The sequence below is a fragment of the Hymenobacter sp. genome (genome assembly GCF_036388155.1).
Lineage (GTDB): Bacteria > Bacteroidota > Bacteroidia > Cytophagales > Hymenobacteraceae > Hymenobacter.
Window position 1 is genome coordinate 1 of the sequence record NZ_DASVSI010000099.1, and the last position, 17244, is coordinate 17244.

At 60.4% G+C, this 17244-nt stretch carries 14 protein-coding genes; 7 read left to right on the forward strand and 7 right to left on the reverse strand.

The genetic code is table 11. The features are described from left to right. Nucleotides 1-166: 166 nt before the first annotated feature. From bshA to VF629_RS13475, 3 genes are all read right to left on the reverse strand, one after another. Complete coding sequence (gene bshA / locus VF629_RS13465; protein ID WP_331059006.1) at nucleotides 167-1303, reverse strand: N-acetyl-alpha-D-glucosaminyl L-malate synthase BshA; 1137 nt, start codon at nucleotides 1301-1303, stop codon at nucleotides 167-169. A 177-nt stretch (nucleotides 1304-1480) separates the two neighbouring features. Further along, nucleotides 1481-2209, reverse strand: coding sequence for a porin family protein (locus tag VF629_RS13470; protein WP_331059007.1), 729 nt, complete (start codon nucleotides 2207-2209; stop codon nucleotides 1481-1483). Between the two features lie 65 nt (nucleotides 2210-2274). After that, nucleotides 2275-5274: a glycoside hydrolase family 3 N-terminal domain-containing protein gene (locus VF629_RS13475; RefSeq protein WP_331059008.1), complete on the reverse strand. Its 3000-nt coding sequence runs from the start codon at nucleotides 5272-5274 to the stop codon at nucleotides 2275-2277. Between the two features lie 289 nt (nucleotides 5275-5563). Here VF629_RS13475 and mutL point away from each other — a divergent pair, with 289 nt between their 5' ends. Genes mutL through VF629_RS13490 form a run of 3 tightly spaced genes read left to right on the forward strand, consistent with a single transcriptional unit; the run spans nucleotide 5564 to nucleotide 9437 of the window. After that, complete coding sequence (gene mutL, locus VF629_RS13480; RefSeq protein WP_331059009.1) at nucleotides 5564-7627, forward strand: DNA mismatch repair endonuclease MutL; 2064 nt, start codon at nucleotides 5564-5566, stop codon at nucleotides 7625-7627. Between the two features lie 41 nt (nucleotides 7628-7668). Then, on the forward strand, nucleotides 7669-8463 hold the full coding sequence (locus VF629_RS13485; protein WP_331059010.1) for a rhomboid family intramembrane serine protease: 795 nt from the start codon (nucleotides 7669-7671) through the stop codon (nucleotides 8461-8463). Nucleotides 8464-8522: 59 nt separating this feature from the next. After that, nucleotides 8523-9437, forward strand: a complete 915-nt coding sequence (locus tag VF629_RS13490) for a rhomboid family intramembrane serine protease (protein ID WP_331059011.1) — start codon at nucleotides 8523-8525, stop codon at nucleotides 9435-9437. 61 nt (nucleotides 9438-9498) lie between these two features. Here the strand turns inward: VF629_RS13490 and VF629_RS13495 are convergent, their stop codons facing one another. The 4 genes from VF629_RS13495 to VF629_RS13510 form a co-directional block, all read right to left on the reverse strand. Beyond that, nucleotides 9499-10131 carry a macro domain-containing protein gene (locus VF629_RS13495; protein WP_331059012.1) on the reverse strand — a complete coding sequence of 211 codons (633 nt, stop codon included), beginning with the start codon at nucleotides 10129-10131 and terminating at the stop codon, nucleotides 9499-9501. Nucleotides 10132-10262: 131 nt separating this feature from the next. Beyond that, nucleotides 10263-11201 carry a malate dehydrogenase gene (gene mdh, locus VF629_RS13500; RefSeq protein WP_331059013.1) on the reverse strand — a complete coding sequence of 313 codons (939 nt, stop codon included), beginning with the start codon at nucleotides 11199-11201 and terminating at the stop codon, nucleotides 10263-10265. Nucleotides 11202-11355: 154 nt separating this feature from the next. After that, the gene (gene tilS / locus VF629_RS13505) at nucleotides 11356-12687 is read right to left on the reverse strand and encodes a tRNA lysidine(34) synthetase TilS (RefSeq protein WP_331059014.1); all 1332 of its coding nucleotides are present in this window, start codon (nucleotides 12685-12687) and stop codon (nucleotides 11356-11358) included. Between the two features lie 62 nt (nucleotides 12688-12749). After that, the gene (locus tag VF629_RS13510; protein WP_331059015.1) at nucleotides 12750-13301 is read right to left on the reverse strand and encodes an adenylate kinase; all 552 of its coding nucleotides are present in this window, start codon (nucleotides 13299-13301) and stop codon (nucleotides 12750-12752) included. 85 nt (nucleotides 13302-13386) lie between these two features. Here VF629_RS13510 and VF629_RS13515 point away from each other — a divergent pair, with 85 nt between their 5' ends. From VF629_RS13515 to VF629_RS13530, 4 genes are all read left to right on the forward strand, one after another. Beyond that, on the forward strand, nucleotides 13387-15174 hold the full coding sequence (locus tag VF629_RS13515) for an OstA-like protein (protein ID WP_331059016.1): 1788 nt from the start codon (nucleotides 13387-13389) through the stop codon (nucleotides 15172-15174). Between the two features lie 104 nt (nucleotides 15175-15278). Then, nucleotides 15279-16109 carry an outer membrane protein assembly factor BamD gene (locus tag VF629_RS13520; protein WP_331059017.1) on the forward strand — a complete coding sequence of 277 codons (831 nt, stop codon included), beginning with the start codon at nucleotides 15279-15281 and terminating at the stop codon, nucleotides 16107-16109. 20 nt (nucleotides 16110-16129) lie between these two features. Then, entirely contained in the window at nucleotides 16130-16477 is a 348-nt protein-coding gene (locus tag VF629_RS13525) for a DNA-directed RNA polymerase subunit omega (RefSeq protein WP_331059018.1), read from the forward strand. Between the two features lie 150 nt (nucleotides 16478-16627). After that, nucleotides 16628-17215, forward strand: coding sequence for a flavoprotein (locus VF629_RS13530; RefSeq protein ID WP_331059019.1), 588 nt, complete (start codon nucleotides 16628-16630; stop codon nucleotides 17213-17215). The last annotated feature ends 29 nt before the right edge of the window (nucleotides 17216-17244 follow it).

Genomic DNA, 17244 nt, shown 5'->3' on the forward strand with positions numbered 1-17244 from the left:
CCTTCCTGGTGAAACCAGATACGTTAAAGAAGTGAAAAGCCCCGGCTCTGAAATAGAGGCGGGGCTTTTTTATGGTATTTGTCACAACCTTAAGCTGGTCGCTGAGAACAGGACGGATTGCCGCGCTGCGCTCGCAATGACAATTCCTCATTGAGCACAGCGTCCGTTACACCGCCACGCTCACTGCGTCCATGGCCTTGCGATAGCAGTCTTCGTACTTGGGTACAATCTTTTCCACGGCAAACTCCTCGGCGCGGGCACGAGCAGCTGCTTTGAAGCGCGACAGGTTCTCGTCGTCGAGGATGTACAGGGCGTTTTTCACCATGTCGGCCACGTCGCCGATGTCGCTAATCATGCCCGTTACGCCGTGCACGTTCAGTTCGGGGATGCCGCCGGCGTTGGTGCTTACCACCGGTACTTCGCAGGCCATGGCTTCCAGAGCAGCCAAGCCGAAGCTTTCGTTTTCGGAGGGCATTAGGAACAAGTCGCTCACGCTCAGTACCTCTTCCACGGCTTCCAGCTTGCCCAGGAAACGCAGGTCGCGGTGCACGTCGAGGTCGCGGGCCAGCTTTTCCATGCGGTTCCGGTCGGGGCCGTCGCCCACCAGCAGGAGTTTGGCCGGAATTTGCTCCCGCACGCCCACGAAAATGCGCAGCACGTCTTCCACCCGTTTCACCGTGCGGAAGTTGCTGGTGTGGATGAGCAGCTTTTCACCCTCCGGCGCAATAGCGGCCCGGAAGTGGCTTTTTTCCTGTTTTCTGAAACGCTGCAGGTCGATGAAGTTGGGAATGACGGTGATGTCTTTCTCGATGGCGAAGTACTCGTAGGTTTCCCGCCGCAAGTCGTCCGACACGGACGTAACCCCGTCGCTCTGGTTGATGCTGAACGTGACCACCGGCTCGAAGCTGGCATCTTTTCCCACCAGCGTGATGTCAGTGCCGTGCAAAGTCGTCACCACCGGAATTTGGATGCCGCGGGTGCGCAAAATCTGTTTGGCCATGAAGGCGGCCGACGCATGCGGAATGGCGTAGTGCACGTGCAGCACGTCGAGTTTTTCGTTCTGCACGATGTCGACCATCTTGCTGGTCAGCGCCAGTTCGTAGGGCGGGAATTGGAAGAGCGGGTACGCGGGCACGTACACCTCGTGGTAGAAGAGGTTCTCGTTGAAGAAATCGAGCCGCACGGGCTGGCTGTAGGTAATGAAATGCACGCGGTGGCCGCGTTGCGCCAGGGCTTTGCCCAATTCCGTGGCCACTACGCCAGAGCCGCCAAACGTAGGGTAACAGACGATGCCGATATTCATAAGGGAGCTAACGCGAAAATGAGCCTCGCGTTCTGCTTAACCGAAATTGCGCCGCGATGTTGGCACGAGGTCAGAAGTCACACCAAATACACTTTTCATTCACTAGCGTTGCACGGCATGCGCCCAGCCCGGACGTACGCTTTCAACCAGCTCGCCCGCTGCCTTACTCATTGGGCGCTACAACTCGAAAAAATAGGTGCCTGTCAGCTGGGCTACGCGGTTGTAAGCGGCATCTTCCCCAAAATTGTGTACGGAGTCGACGGTGTAATCCGGGTCGACTTGGTGTAGGTTGAGCAGCCCCACTCCGTAGCCAAGCTGCACCTGCCACGGCCCCTTGCGATACCCTAGGCCAAAATTGACGCCAGCATCGAGGCGGCGGTTTTCCGTGTTGGAGCCGTACTGGACTTTTTTGGTGAACTCGATACGAGCATATTTGGCAGTAGGCGAGGCCTGCCGCTGGGTGCCGCGCTCCCGGCCACCCACGCCCAGCGCCACATACGGCCCCGCGAACACCTGGAAATTGTGCAGCCCGTACACCACGTTCACCGGCAGCTCCAGCCAGTTAAAGCGTTTGACGCTGGATACCTCCGTGCTGCTTACGCCCGCAAAGCCACTGATGGAGGTAGTGGCCCCAAGCCGTTCGCCTTTTTGCGAAAACAACAAGGCCGGCTGCAACGAAAACCGACGAAACGCCACCTCCAGTACCGCGCCGCCCTGCCAGGTATGAATAGGAGACTTAGTGGCCAAATAGTAATAAGCAGAACTGGGGGAGGTATGAGACGCCTCCACCGTGGATGTAGCCCGATTAAAGCCTCCGCGCATCCCGAAGCGGAACGTGGGTTGGGCCGCAGCAGTCGCCGCGCTCAACAAGAAAACAACTAGAAAAAGCAGCGGAATGCGTGCCATTGGAAGGGGCAATTAGGTGAGAACTACTGTCCTGACCGCCTGCCACTCTCAATGGTTGCGCCGAGCTAGTTCTTCGCGCTACCCGCCGCCAGCGACTTGTAAATCACCTCGTGAATCCGGGTGCGGATGTTGTACTGGCGCAGCTTGTTATTGCCGGCGTCGGGGTACACGCGGTTGGAGAGGAAGATGTAGAGAATTTCGTTCTCGGGGTCCATCCACACGCAGGTGCCGGTGAAACCGGTGTGGCCAAAGGTGGTGGCCGGCGACAGGTTGCTGGTCGGCCCGGAGGGCTTGCTGGGGTCGCCGTGGTCCCAGCCCAAGCTGTGGCGGTTGCCGGCCACGCGGCTGCGGGCAAACTCGGTCACGACGGGCGTCTGGAAGTAGCTGGAGCCGCCGTAGCGCCCGTTTTGCAGGTTCATCTGCATCAATACAGCAAGGTCGTTGGCCGTGGCGAAAAGCCCGGCGTGCCCACCCACGCCGCCCACCAAGGCGGCCATTTGGTCGTGCACGGTGCCCTGCAGCTGACCCTTGCGGAAGTAGGTGTCGTTTTCGGTGGGCGCAATGCAGCTCTTGGGGAAACGCTGCAAGGGGTTATAGGTCATGCTGCCCAAGCCCAACGGACGGTAAAAATTGTCCTGCAGGAAATTATCGAGCGGCTGCTTCAGTATTTTTTCGCACACCCGCTTCATCACGATGAAGCTGAGGTCGGAATATTCGATGGGGTACTTGCCCTTGATTTTGGGCATCAGGCTTGAGCGCATCGTCCAGGCCCAGACCGAGTCGTCGGCGGCTTTGGTGCTGTACTCGCCGGGTACTACTTCATTGGGAAACTCCTCCGAGCGCACGCTGGCGTAGAACGTGGGCTTGAGGCCGCGGCTAGTCACGGTGCGTTCCCAGGTCGGGATGCCGGGCTTGAGGCCAGCCTGGTGCATGAGCACGTCCCGGATGGTCATGTCGCGCTTGTTGGTGCGCAACAGCTCGGGCAGGTAAGCCGATACTTTCGCCTCAATGTTGAGCTTGCCCTGGTCTTTGAGGTACATCACGGCCTGCAAGGTGCCCGCCACTTTCGTCACCGAAGCCAAGTCGTACAGGGTGCTGCTGGTCACGGGCTGGCTTTGGTCGTAAGTGCAGTAGCCGTAGCTCTGGTCAAACACTACCGTGCCGTTTTTTGCCACCAGCACCTGGCAGCCGGGGGCCGCGGCGTAGGTCTGGCTTTCGAGGGCGATGTTGTCAATCTGGGCCAGCACCCGGGAGCTCAAACCCTGGCTTTCGGGAATGCCGTAGCGCAGGCGCTTCAGGTCAGGCGTGGCAATACCGGTCGTTACTTTCAGCGTGGGCGACACCGTGACGGGCAGCTTGCCCCGGGCCGGCAAGGCGCCAAACAGCACCTGGGGCACCACCAGCTGCGCCGCGTAGTGGTCCTCGTACCCGCACACCAGCGTGCGGGCTTCTTCCAAATATTTCAGCCCGTAGGCGTTGCCCATGGCCACCACCACCGTCTTAAACTTGCGGTCGGCATTGAGGCGCTTGATGAATTTCAGCGCGCCGTCGCCCAGGCCGTAGCTGTGGCTGGGCGTGTTGTTCATGCTGTGCAGGCTCACCACCACCACGTTGTAGCCGGTCAGGCGGGCGGCAATGCGGGCAAACGTGCTGTCGTCGGCGTAGCGGTTGGGCACGGCGTACACCGGGCCGGGCTGGTACTTGTTGAAAATGGTGCCGTACGGCCCTTCGGCCTGCGTGCCAATGGTGATGGCCGCAATGCGCAGCGTATCGAGCCGCTGGAAGGGGAGGAGCTTGTCGTCGTTCTTCACGACCGTTACGGCGTGCTCAAAAATTCTTTGCGCCAGCACCTTGGTCATGGGCTGGTTCAGGCTGTCGCGCAGCACCGCCGTGTTGGCTGGCTTGTATGTGGCCAGGCCCGCCCAGTATTTCGCCCGCAGAATCTTCTTGATGCGCAGGTCCAAATCTTCCTGCATCAGCTTGCCGGCCGTCACGGCTTCCTGGATGCGCTGCAATGCCGCGGGCACGTCTTCCGAAAACAGCAAAATGTCGTTGCCGGCGGCCAACGCCATGGCGTCCAGTTCGCCGTCCTTATAGAGCTTGCTCACGCTCTTCATGTTGAGCGCATCGGTAAACGTCAGGCCTTTAAAGCCCATCTTGTCCTTCAGCAGGTCGGTTACCAGGGCCCGCGAAAGCGTGGTCGTTTTGGCGTTGGTGGTGTCGAAGAGGGGCATGTAGAGGTGGGCCACCATCACGCCCATCACGCCGGCTTCGAAGGACTGCTGGAAGGGCACCAGGTCCACTTTCGCCAGGCGCGACATGTCGGTGTTTATGACCGGCAGCGACACGTGCGAGTCGGTGTCGGTGTCGCCGTGGCCGGGGAAATGCTTGGCTACGGCCATCACGCCACTTTCCTGCAAGCCCTTGATGTATTGAATGCCGAGCGCGGCCACCCGGTTTTGGTCTTCGCCAAACGAGCGGTTGCCGATGACGGGGTTGCCGGGGTTGGAGTTCACGTCGAGCACCGGCGCGAAGCTGATGTGCACACCCAGGGCCCGCATTTTGCGCGCAATGTCGCGGCCCATTTGGTACACCAGCTTGGGGTCGTCCATGGCCCCCAGGGTCATTTGCTTGGCGTAGTGGGCCGACGAATCGAGGCGCATGTCGAGCCCCCACTCGGCGTCCATGGCAATAAGCAGCGGCACTTTGGCAGCGGCCTGCAGGCGGTTGGTCATCAGGGCCTGGCGCTTGGGGCCGCCCTGCAGAAACATCACCCCGCCGATGGCCTGGTTGCGCACCAGCCGCTCGATGCGGTCGGCGTGGCTGCGGTCTTTGTTGGAATACGCAGCCACCATGAACAGCTGGCCCAGGCGCTGCTCGGGCGTGAGCGAGGCAAACACGCTGTCGACCCACGCCGCTTCGGCGGGCGAGGCCACAAACGGGTCGGCGGGCAGCTTGGGCAGCTTGGCAAACGACAGCAGCAAGCCCGCCGCCAGCAGCATCGCGGCGAAGCCAAGCTGGAAGGGGATGCGCGTCAGCCCCTTGGGGGTGGTGGGGTGGTTCAAGAGGCAAACGGACCGCGGGGGCCGTACTTTTGTCGTGGGTAACAACGGAACCCAGCGGCTAGGTTTGGAGGTTCCAAACGTAGCCGGCCGCGGCGTGAAAAACTTGCGGTTTGGACCGTAAAATTTCAGGCTGGGACTCCGCTATTTAAGCGCGAAGGTACGCAGAAAACCCCGTCGCGGGTTTACAACGCCAGTGGTTTTTGGTTATTGTTGGGCACGTTTCGGCTTGTAGCCGTGCCCATTAGCTCTCTCTGACTCTCTTGCGCAAGCTGAAGCATGCGCCTTGCATATGCCCGATATCATCCACCTGCTTCCCGAATACCTCGCCAACCAGATTGCGGCCGGTGAAGTGGTGCAACGCCCCGCCTCTGTGGTGAAGGAACTGCTGGAAAATGCCGTCGACGCCGGCGCCACCCAGGTTCAACTCATTGTGAAAGAGGCCGGCAAACAGCTCGTGCAAGTAGTAGACAACGGCGCCGGCATGTCGCCCACCGACGCCCGCATGAGCCTCGAGCGCCACGCCACCAGCAAAATCCGCTCGACCGAAGATTTATTTCGCATTCGCACCCTGGGTTTTCGGGGCGAAGCGCTGGCCAGCATCGCGGCCGTGGCGCAGGTAGAAATTCGCACCAAGCAGCGCGAGCACGATACGGGCAGCCTGCTGCTGGTAGAAGGCTCGCAGGTGACCAGCCAGCAGCCCACCGCCTGCCCCGACGGCACGAGCATCGCGGTAAAAAATCTGTTTTTTAACGTGCCCGCCCGGCGCAATTTCCTCAAGAGCAACGCCGTGGAAATGCGGCACATTCTCGACGAGTTTCAGCACGTGGCCCTGGCCAACCCGCAAATTGCCTTTTCGCTGTACCAAAATGAGCTGGAGGTATTTGGGCTGCCCGCGGGCAAGCTCAGCCAGCGCATTGTGGCCCTGCTGGGCAACGGGTACAAGGAGCAGCTGGCTGCTTGCGAGGAAGTGACGCACTCTATCTCGGTGCGCGGCTTCGTGGGCAAGCCGGAGTCGTCGAAGAAAAGCCGGGGCGACCAATTCTTCTTCGTCAACAACCGCTTCATTCGCTCGGCCTACCTCAACCACGCCGTGCTGGCGGCTTACGAAGGCTTGCTGGCCCGCGACACGCACCCGTTCTACGTGCTGTTTTTGGAGCTCGACCCCAAGGCCATCGACATCAACGTGCACCCGACCAAGACGGAAATCAAGTTTGAGGACGAGAAAACCGTCTACGCCGTGGTGCGTGCCGCCGTCAAACAAAGCCTGGGTCTTCACAACATCGCGCCCTCCCTCGACTTCGACGGAGACGTGAACTTTGCGCCCATTCGGCCGCTGCGCGCTGGCAAAGGCGGGAGCGGTAACCCCACCGAAGCCGACGACCACTTGCCAGCGGCCTCGCCCGCGGCCCGTGCTGCCGCCAGCGGCGACGCCTACCGCCCCGACGCGCTGGCGGCCGCTGCTTCCTCAGCCGCTACCCGGTCGTCGTCCGGCTTCTCCAGCTTCGACGCCGACAGCCGCCGTGATGGCTACGAGCGCGGCTTGCCCTCGCGCCCCACCGAGCAGGCCCGGCGCGAACTCGAAGCGTTCTACCGCGAGCTGGGCCAGCCCGTGCGCGACCCCAGCGCGGCCGACGCCGACCAAGCCACGGCCCGCAGCTTCGTGCCCGCTGACTTTGAAAACCAGGCTGTTCCGGAAATGCCGGTCGTTGCAAACAGTGCCTTGTCGCTCGGCTTCATGCAGCCAGAGCCGCAATCGGCTGCGCCCGCTCCGGCCCGCGAGGGCGGCGGCAGCCGCGCCGTGCAAGTGCAGCAGCGCTACGTGCTGGTGCCCGTCAAGTCGGGGGTGCTGCTCATCGACCAGGAAGCGGCCCGCGAGCGCATCCTCTACGAACAGTACCGGCAGGAGCTGACCCGGGCCGTGGGCACCTCGCAAACGCTGCTGTTTCCGCGCACCGTCACGTTCTCGCCCGCCGACTTTGCCGTGCTGCGCGAGCTGACCGAGCCGCTGCACGCGCTGGGGTTCATCTTCACTGAGTTCGGGCCCAGCACCATTGCCGTGGAAGCCATTCCGGCCGGCATGCCGGCCCAGGACGAAAAGGAGCTGCTGGAAAGCCTCATCGAGCAGTTTCGCACCGCCGCCGGCCCCCTCAAGCTCGACCGGAGCGAAAGCCTGGCCCGGGCGCTGGCCCGGCGCGTTGCGGCCAGCACTGCGGGTGCCCGCTTGCCCGAATCTGAGCTTAGCGCCCTCGCCGACCGGCTCTTTGCCTGCCAGGTGCCCGGCTACACGCCCGATGGGCGCAAAACGCTGGTGCTACTCGACGGGCAGCAACTCGCCGATTTTTTCCGTAAGTAAGGCTTGGCCGCGAAGCTTCTGCGGCGCTCTAATTTCGCTTCATGTTCAATTTCACTCCCACCGTTCGCAATCTGCTGATTGCCAATTTGGTGTTCTTTTTAGCTCAAACCAGCCTGCTGCCCTTGCTCACGCAAGTGGGGAGTTTATACCCCATTGGCTCGCCCTATTTCTATCCGTGGCAGTTTTTTACCTACATGTTCCTGCACGGCAGCTGGGGCCACCTTTTCTCCAACATGTTTGGCCTGATTGTTTTTGGGCCCTTGCTGGAGCAGCGCTGGGGGCCGTCGCGCTTTCTGACCTTTTGGTTGATTTGCGGGGTGGGAGCCGGCGTGCTGCACCAAGGCGTGCGGGCCTACGAAACCCACCGAATGGAACAGGCGCAGCAGGAATTTCACCAGTCGCCGAGCGGCGCTGACTTTGCCAATTTCTTCGAAAAGTATCTGCCCGAAGCCCAAGGGTACGAAACCCTGGCGAATGCGTTGGCGCGCGACCCCAACAACCCCGAGTACATTGAGGCGACCACCAAGGCCATTGACGGCGTGGTGGACGAAGTCACCAACTCGCGCCGGGGCGGCATGCTGGGCGCGTCGGGGGCGTTGTTCGGCATCCTGTTCGCCTTCGCCTACCTTTTTCCCAACACCAAGTTGTTCATCTTTCCGTTGCCTGTCCCAATTGCGGCCAAGTACCTCGTCTTTGGGTACACGATGTTGGAGCTATACCAGGGCATTCATCGCACGCCGGGCGACAACGTGGCGCATTTTGCCCACCTCGGGGGACTATTGATTGGGTTTATTGTTTTGAAATTTTGGCAGGAAAGCCGGGAGCGGTTTTACTAAGCTCTGCGTTCTTCTCTTAACTTACTTCGTGCGAACAAGCACCTCGTTTAATTAGCGTTATGAGCATCGTTCAAGATATCCGTACGGCCTTCAGTCGCCGCGACAATGCCCTCATGCAGCTCATCATGCTGAATGTGTTGGTGTTTGCGGCGGTGGTGCTGCTCGAAGCCGTTACCTACCTCTCGCAAACGTTCGAGGTGCGCGCGCTGGTAATGCGCCAGCTGGAACTGTCGGCCAACCTGTCCGTGCTGCTCCGCCATCCCTGGACTGTGCTCACGTACGCCTTCGTCCATAAAGGCTTCTTCCACATTCTATTCAACATGCTGAACCTGTACTGGTTTGGTCAACTGTTGCGCGAGTACTTGGGCGACCGTCGCCTGGTGAGTATTTACATTCTGGGGGCGTTGGCCGGGGCCGCCGTGTTCCTGCTGGCCTACAACCTGATTCCGGTGCTGCAGCCCGCTGCCGCCGCTGGCCAAGCAGTGTTGGGCGCTTCGGGGGCTGTCACGGCCATCATTGTGGCCGCGGCCACGCTGCTGCCCGACTACACCTTCATGCTGATTCTCATTGGCCCGGTCAAAATCAAGTGGATTGCTTTGGCGCTGGTGCTGATTTCCCTGGCCGGTATCAACGGGGGCAATACGGGCGGCGAAATTGTCCACCTGGGCGGGGCCTTGCTGGGCTTCCTGTTCATTAAGCAGCTACAGGCGGGCCGCGACTTGGGCCGCCCGGTGCAAGCCGTGGGCAACTGGTTTAGCCGCCTGACCAGCCGCCAGCCGGCCATGCGCGTGAGCACCACCCGGCGCCCCGAGCCCGTCACGGCCACGTCGGCCGGTGGCAGCAAGAAGTCGGCCGCAGCCAACCAGCCTTTGCAGGACGAAATTGACTTGATTCTGGACAAAATTTCGCGCTCCGGCTACGAGAGCTTGTCCAAGGATGAAAAGCAAAAGCTTTTCCGGGCCAGCCAGCAGTAGGCCTTAGAGCTTAATATCAACAAAAAGGCCGGTGCAACGCTGCACCGGCCTTTTTGTTGGCTTAATAGATGTCGTACTTGATGTCAGGCCGGTTATGAGTATAGAAGTACGCGTAGTTGGCGCACATCTGCTCCCAACCGGTTTCGGTGGCAAATTTTTCGTGCATCACGTCTTCCCAGGCCAGGCGCATCTGCCGGGCGCACACCAGCGGCCGTACTTGTCCTACCCCCGTCCCTAAACCCGGAATGGACACAGTTTTTACCTGCTCGCTCACTGGTTGGCCCGTGAGTAGTCGGCCGTAACGTACCAATAGGAGGATGGCCTTCATGGCCTGGTACACATTGGGCCCGCGCGTGATGGTCATGGGCGTGCGCATAGTGGGCGCCGCAATCAGGTAAGGGAAATCGACGTGACCCGTTGGGATGATTTCGGCCTGCCCAACCAATAGCTCCCCGTAATATTTCTCGCGGATGATGCGCTGCAGGTCTTTTTCCAGGTGCCAGCCTAGATTTTTGGAAATGGCGAAGTCGATGCCGCCGTTCATGTAGCCGAAGCTGTTGGCGGGGCTGACGAGGGCATCGGCCGGGAAATCGAAAATGGAGCCGAAACGGACGGTGACCTGCGGAACGTCGGCAAAAACTTTCTCCCAGGCGTCGACTAGTTCCTGGTTGGTGTCAATAAGGGTTAAGTGCATGAAAATGATTCAGGCCGCAAGGTACTGGCTTTGACCAGAATCAGCCCAAAACAAACGGGCCGCCCCACAAACGTGAGGCGGCCCGGTGCAACAGCCAAACCGTTGCGGGTAATTACTTCAGGGTGGGCAATCTACGCCGGCTGGCCCATCTTGTCCAGCGCGTCCATTACCTCTTTCACGTGGCCGCGCGAGGTTTCGAGCAGTTGCTTCTCTTCGTCGTTGAGCTGCAATTCAATCACGCGTTCCACGCCGTTTTTGCCCAGAATAACCGGGGCGCCGAGGTACACGCCGTTGATGCCGTACTCACCCTGCAGCTCCAGGCACACGGGGAACACACGGCGCTGGTCGCGCACGATGGCTTCTACCATTTGGGCAGCTGCCGCGCCAGGCGCGTACCAAGCCGAAGTGCCCATGAGCTTCACCAGCTCGCCGCCGCCCACGGCGGTGCGCTGCACGATGGCGTCGAGCTCAGCTTTGCCGATGAGTTCGGTAACGGGGATGCCGCCCACGGTGGTGTAGCGGGGCAGGGGCACCATGGTGTCGCCGTGGCCGCCCATCAATACGGCTTGAATGTCTTTGGGGCTCACGTTCAAGGCCTCGGCCAGGAAGGCGCGGTAGCGGGCCGTGTCGAGGATGCCGGCCATGCCGAACACCTTCTCGCGGGGCAGCTTGGCGGTGAGGTGGGCTTGGTAGGTCATCACGTCGAGCGGGTTGCTCACCACGATGATGATGGCGTTGGGGGAGTGAGCCACCACTTGCTCCGTCACCGACTTCACGATGCCGGCGTTCACCGAAATCAGGTCGTCGCGGCTCATGCCGGGCTTCCGGGGCAGGCCCGAGGTAATCACTACCACTTCCGAACCAGCCGTGCGGCTATAGTCGTTGGTGACGCCGACGGTGCGCGAGTCGTAGCCGATAATCGGTGATTTCTGCCAGATGTCGAGGGCTTTGCCTTCGGCGATGCCTTCCTTGATGTCGACCAGCACAATTTCGTTGGCAATTTCACGGGTGGCGAGCACATCGGCGCAGGTTGCGCCCACGTTGCCGGCTCCGACTACGGTAACTTTCATAAGAAAAGGATTGGGGGGTTGGAGTTTCGCGGGTAAAAGTAACGCCTGCAACGCAAGAACGAGTACCCCGAAATTTCATTTCGGCCCGGGTTGGCGTCGTTTGGGAGGGCCGAAATAAAATTTCGGGGTACTCGTGCTAAAGGCGCGGCTGTGGTTAGAGTCGCTGCACCGTCAGTACCCGTTCAGTCGCTTCCTCCACCTTAAATCGGTCGTCGACGCGCCAGCCCACCACCCAGCAGATTTTGCCGTCGCCGGAAGTCAGCACGCGCACGTCGTCCTTCAGGTTCAGCGGGACTTTCTGGTCAATGAGGAAGTCGCTGAGCAGCTTCTTGCCTTTCATGCCCAGCGGCATAAACCAGTCGCCTTCCTGCCACTTGCGCAGCGTGAGGGGGAATTTGAGCTTGTCGGCATCGAGTGCGGCGGTGCTTTTCGAGCGGGGAATGATGAAGTGCTTGGCGTCGTCGTGCAGCTCGGCTTTCAGGCGCATGCCGTCGGCCAGCAGGTCGGTTTGGCCCGCCGCGAGCTGAAACGTACCAAACTGCGTGAGCCGGCGTGGCGTGATGACCAGGTGCTCCCGGTCTTTCACCAGCCGGTGGGTAGGCGAGTCAAACCGCCGGCCCGACTCCCCCGGAAATGCCGCCACAATGTCCTTCACCATCAGCCAGGAAAAGCCGAAGGGGCGCAGCAGTTCGTGTAGCACCAGCGTGGTGGCCGCGGTTTTTTGCAGCGTGGAGATGTTGAGGTACGTCACCTCGGCCTCGTCGCGGCGGGCCTGGGCGGAGGTGTCTTCCACGTAGCGGCGCACAATTTCTTCGGCCCCGCCCACGCGCTCGGCGGTGGCGTGCATGGTCTGGTCGAGGTTGGGGTTGATTTCGCGCAGCACGGGCAGCACCTCAATGCGCAGAAGGTTGCGCTGGTACACGGGGCTGTCGTTGCTGTCGTCTTCGCGCCAGCGCAGGCCGCGCTCCACCAGGTAGTCGTGCAGGTCGTCGCGGCCCTGGCCCAGCAAGGGGCGCACCACGCGGCCGTTCTTCACCTGGATGCCGTGCAGGCCCGCCAGCCCAGTGCCGTGCGTCAGGTTCAGCAGCATGGTCTCGGCTTGGTCGCGCTGGTGGTGGGCCGTGGCGATGTAGGCCAAGCCCTGCGTCTGGCGCACCTGCTCAAACCAGCGGTAGCGCAGGAAGCGGGCCGCCATTTGGGTCGAAATGCCTTCCTGTTCGGCGAATTCCTTGGTCTGAAAAAATTCGGCGAAGTAGGGGAGACCGTATTGCTTGGCCAGCTTGCGGACAAACTGTTCGTCGGCGTCGGCATCCTCGCCGCGCAGGCCGAAGTGGCAGTGCGCCACCGCCACCTGAACCCGCAATCGGTGCAAAATGTCTAACAATACCACCGAATCGAGCCCGCCGCTGACGGCCACCAATATGGCATCGTTTTCGATGGAGAAAAGGTCGTGTTCCTCAATAAAGCGGCGAACGGCGTCAAGCATGGAATAGAATAAAGACTCCTCGGCGGCCAGGGCACGGCCCGCGAGTGAGAATGAAAGGAAAATTAACCCAGGCCGGTTTCGCGCAGTTTGGCTTGCACAAGACCCAGGCGTTGGGTTACGGTGAGGTCGCCGCGCAAGGCCAGCACCGGGCAACTAAACTGACTGAGCCAAGCCGTGTGGTTGGCCAGCGTGCGGCTGCCGCCCGCGGTGTTGTCGTCGTAGCCCGCGGCCCAGGCCAGGAAGGCCTGAGTTTGCGCAGCCCGTTCTGGATTGGCAAAAATAACGTCGCCGTAGCGCTCCTGCTCGCGTTGTTGCAAGCGGTGGAGGCGCAAGGTGGGCGGTAGCCACAGGAAAACGGCCAGGTCGAAGGCTCTCAGCCACTGCGGGCCCCAGCCAACAATAGAGCCGCCCAGAATCCAGCGCGGCGGCTGGGCGAGGTCTGCCGCCAGGGCCGCGTCGCGCTCTGCCGGTGGGCGGCGCACGGTGAAAGGCGGGTTTGAACGCTCCCAGAAATAATCGTCGCTGTCGAAATAGGGCACGCCCAATGTCGAGCCTAACGCTTGCCCCAGGGTGGTGACCCCCGTGCCGGAAGCGCCAAAAATGTGCAGTCTCATGGCTGAAGTAGAATAACAAAACCGGTCCCGGGCACTATGCTGCAAAGATGGCCGTTAGCCGGGGCCCCGTACCTTTGAACCCAGAATGTCCTTTTCCCGCGTCCTTTTTCTTCTGCTGTTTCTGCTGCCGCTGCTGGGGCGGACCCAAACGACTCGGCCTGCACCGGGTAACCCCCGCGCCGGGGCTGCGTCGCCAGCCGCTAAAGGGGCGCCTATTAAGTTGCTTCCGGGTACTGGCGAGTTGGTGGGCGGGGAGTTCAACGGCGTGAAAATTCGCAAGTTGCTGGGCAACGTCAGCTTTCAGCAAGAAGACACGTTTCTCTACTGCGACTCAGCTTATCAGTACCTGGACCGCAACGAAGTGGAAGCTTTCAGCAATGTGCGCGTTGTGCAGGGCGATACAATGACCATTACCGGCGACCGGGGCTTTTACGACGGCGAGCGGCGCACCGCCCGCATGACGGGCAACGTGGTGATGCGCGACACCCGCATGACCCTCACCACGCCCAGCCTGGTGTACGACCTGAACCGCAAAACCGCGTCCTATACCGAAACCGGCCACCTCACCGACCCGCAAAACACGCTCGACAGCCAGCAGGGCTTCTACGATACCAATACCAAGGTCTTCGTGTTCACCAACAATGTGCACCTCGTCACGCCCGATTCGGAGCTGAACAACGACTTGCTGCGCTACAACACGATTACAAAAATTGCCTACTTTGATGGGCCCACGCGCATCAAAGGGAAGGACGGCAACCTCTACGCCGAGGGCGGAAACTACAACACCATTACCCGGGTGTCGAACTTCAAGAAGAATGCTAAGATTGACACGCCCAATTACCTGCTGGGCGGCGACGAGCTGGTGTATGACGAAGTGAAGGCCTACGGCGTCGCCAAGGGCCACGTGAGTTTGATTTCGAAGAAGGACAACCTGACCCTGCGCGGCGACGTGGGCCGCTACTGGCGAAACCTGGGCCGCACCAAGCTCTATGGGGGCCGGCCGGTGGTGCGCAACATCAGCGAAAAGGACACCTTGTACATGGCCGCCGACACCCTGCTGAGCGTGGAAGCCCGGCCCGGCCAAACCACCACGCGCACGGTGCTGTATGCCTTCCCGAAGGTGCAGATTTTTCGGGGCGTCATGCAGGGCATTTGCGACTCGCTCACCTACGACCGGCAGGACAGCATCATCTACCTGAACCGCGACCCGGTGCTGTGGCAGGCCAAAAACCAGCTCACGGCCGATTCCATGCAGATACGGTCCAAGCGCGGGCGCATCGACGAAATGCGCCTGTATGCCAACGCCTTTGCCGTGGACCAGGACACCCTGCTGAACTTCAACCAAACCAAAGGCCGCAACATGATGGCCTACTTCCGCGACAACAAGCTGCGGCGGGTGGACGTGCTGGGCAACGCCGAGAGCATTTTCTATGCCTTGGAAGGTGACACTGCCACCACAGGCATGAACCGGGTGCTGTCGGCCAATATGCGCTTGCTTTTCGCGGAAAGTAAGCTCAACAAAATATCCGTGCTGGCCAACCCCGAAGCGAAGTTCATTCCGCCCCACGAACTCAAGCCCGACGACGAGCGCCTGAAGAACTTTAAGTGGCGCGCCACGGAACGGCCCACCCGCCGCCAGGTGTTGGGCAAACAGTTTGACGACCGGCCCAAAAAGCGGCCAGTTGCCAAGAAAAAGACCAAAACCACGACCACAACCAAAGCCAAAAGCAAGGCCGCTCCTAAGAAAACCCCGGCCAAAACCACCAAGCCGCAAGCCGTTCCCAAGCCCAAACCGGTAGTAGCGCCGGCCCCGCCAGCCGCCTCGGTATTGCCCCTCAAAACGCCGGCTGCCGCGCCTACTACGCGGCGCTAGCTGCAACCTTTGGCCGCTTGTGGGCACTCTTGCTGCCGATGGCTTAGCCGGAAGCGGCGCCGCGTTTGCCTTCGCCAGCTCAAATCGTTACCTTTGCACCCCTTATGCCGATTTCCCGCCTCACGGTTCTGTTTCTGCTCGTTAGCACGCTCATATTGGGTTCATGCGCCAGCGGCTATCAGCGCCTGCTGAAAAGCACCGACGTTAACAAAAAGTACGAAGCCGCAATTCAGTACTATGAAAAGGGCGACTTTTTCCGGGCCGGAACCCTGCTCGAAGACCTGATTCCGCTGCTGAAAGGCCGGCCCGAGGCCGAAAAGGCCCAGTTCTACTTCGCCAACACGAACTACAAGCAGCGCAACTACGTGCTCAGCTCGTTCTACTTCAAGCAGTTCATGGACACGTACCCCAACTCGGAATACACCGAGGAGGCCACGTACTTGAATGCCAAGTCGCTGTTTCTCGATTCCCCCGGCTTCGAGCTCGACCAGACCAACACCGTGTCGGCCCTCGAGTCCATCCAGGATTTCCTGAACCGCTACCCCGAGAGCAAGTTCCGGGCGGAAACTGACAACATGGCCCAGGAGCTGCAGAAGAAGCTGGAAAACAAAGCCTTCGAAAGCGCCAAGCTCTATTACCAACTCCGCTACAACCAGGCGGCCGTGGTGGCCCTCACCAATTTTCAATTGCAGTACCCCGCTTCGGCCTTTGCCGAGCAGGCCGCGTTCTTGCGCCTGACGGCTCAGTACGCCTGGGCCCAGGAAAGCGTGGAATCGAAGCAGCGGGAGCGGTTTTTGGAGGCCGTGAACTTCTATCAGCAGTTTCTTGACGCTTTCCCGAAAAGCAAAAATCTGAAAGCCGCGCAGGACATGTACGACGTCAGCCGAGCGCAAATTGTGAAGCTCAAGGACGTGCCCGCCGCGGCATCTAACTAATTTGTAATTAATATCAGCCCATGAAACCTAATCCCAACACTGTATCGAGCTCCATCATCACGCGCAACGTGGCGGACATCACCGGTGACAACGGCAACGTTTACGAAGCCATTTCCGTGATTTCCAAGCGTGCCAACCAACTGTCGGTGAAGCTCAAAGAAGAGTTGAACGACCGTCTGGCCGAGTTTGCTTCTACCGTCGACAACCTCGAGGAAGTGTTTGAGAACCGCGAGCAAATCGAGGTTTCCAAGCAGTACGAGCGCATGCCCAAGCCCACCAGCCTCGCCATCGAGGAGTTTCTGCAGGGTAAAATCCAGTACACCACGCCCGAGCCGGAAGAGGTTCCGATTCCCCGCGAGCTGTTCTAAGCGAAAGCGGCTTCTGCCCAACTCAGGAACGTCATGCTGAGCGCAGCCGAAGCATCTCTACCGCAGTACTAATCAATTTTAGTGTAGCGGGCGAGATGCTTCGGCTGCGCTCAGCATGACGTTCTTATTGTTATTTAACTTTCAGTTTCTATGTCTGCACCGGCACCGAGTAGCGAGCAGCCAACGGTCCTCCAAGGCCGCCGCATTTTGCTGGGCGTGAGTGGCAGCATTGCCGCTTACAAAACGGCCGCACTCACGCGCTTGCTGGTGAAAGCCGGTGCCGAAGTGCAGGTCATTCTCACCGAAGCAGCAGCAGCGTTTGTGACGCCTCTTACCCTTGGTACCCTCTCCAAAAAGCCCGTCCTGACGGGCTTTTTGCGTGATGCGGCCTCTGGCCAGTGGCACAACCACGTGGAGCTGGGCCTGTGGGCCGATGTGCTGCTCATTGCGCCGGCCAGTGCCAACACCATTGGGCAGCTGGCCAACGGGCTGTGCCCCAACTTACTCAGCGCCGTGTATTTGTCGGCGCGCTGCCCGGTGTTTCTGGCCCCGGCCATGGACTTGGACATGTTTGCCCACCCAGCCGTGACGCAGAACCTGGCCCGACTGCGCTCCTTCGGCAACCACGTGCTCGACTCGCCCAGCGGCGAGCTGGCCAGCGGCCTCAGCGGCCACGGCCGCATGCTGGAGCCTGAGGACATCGTTCTCGAATTAGAAGGGTTTTTTGACGGCGTCTAAGCTACAAGCTCAGCATGACGTTCTTTGAA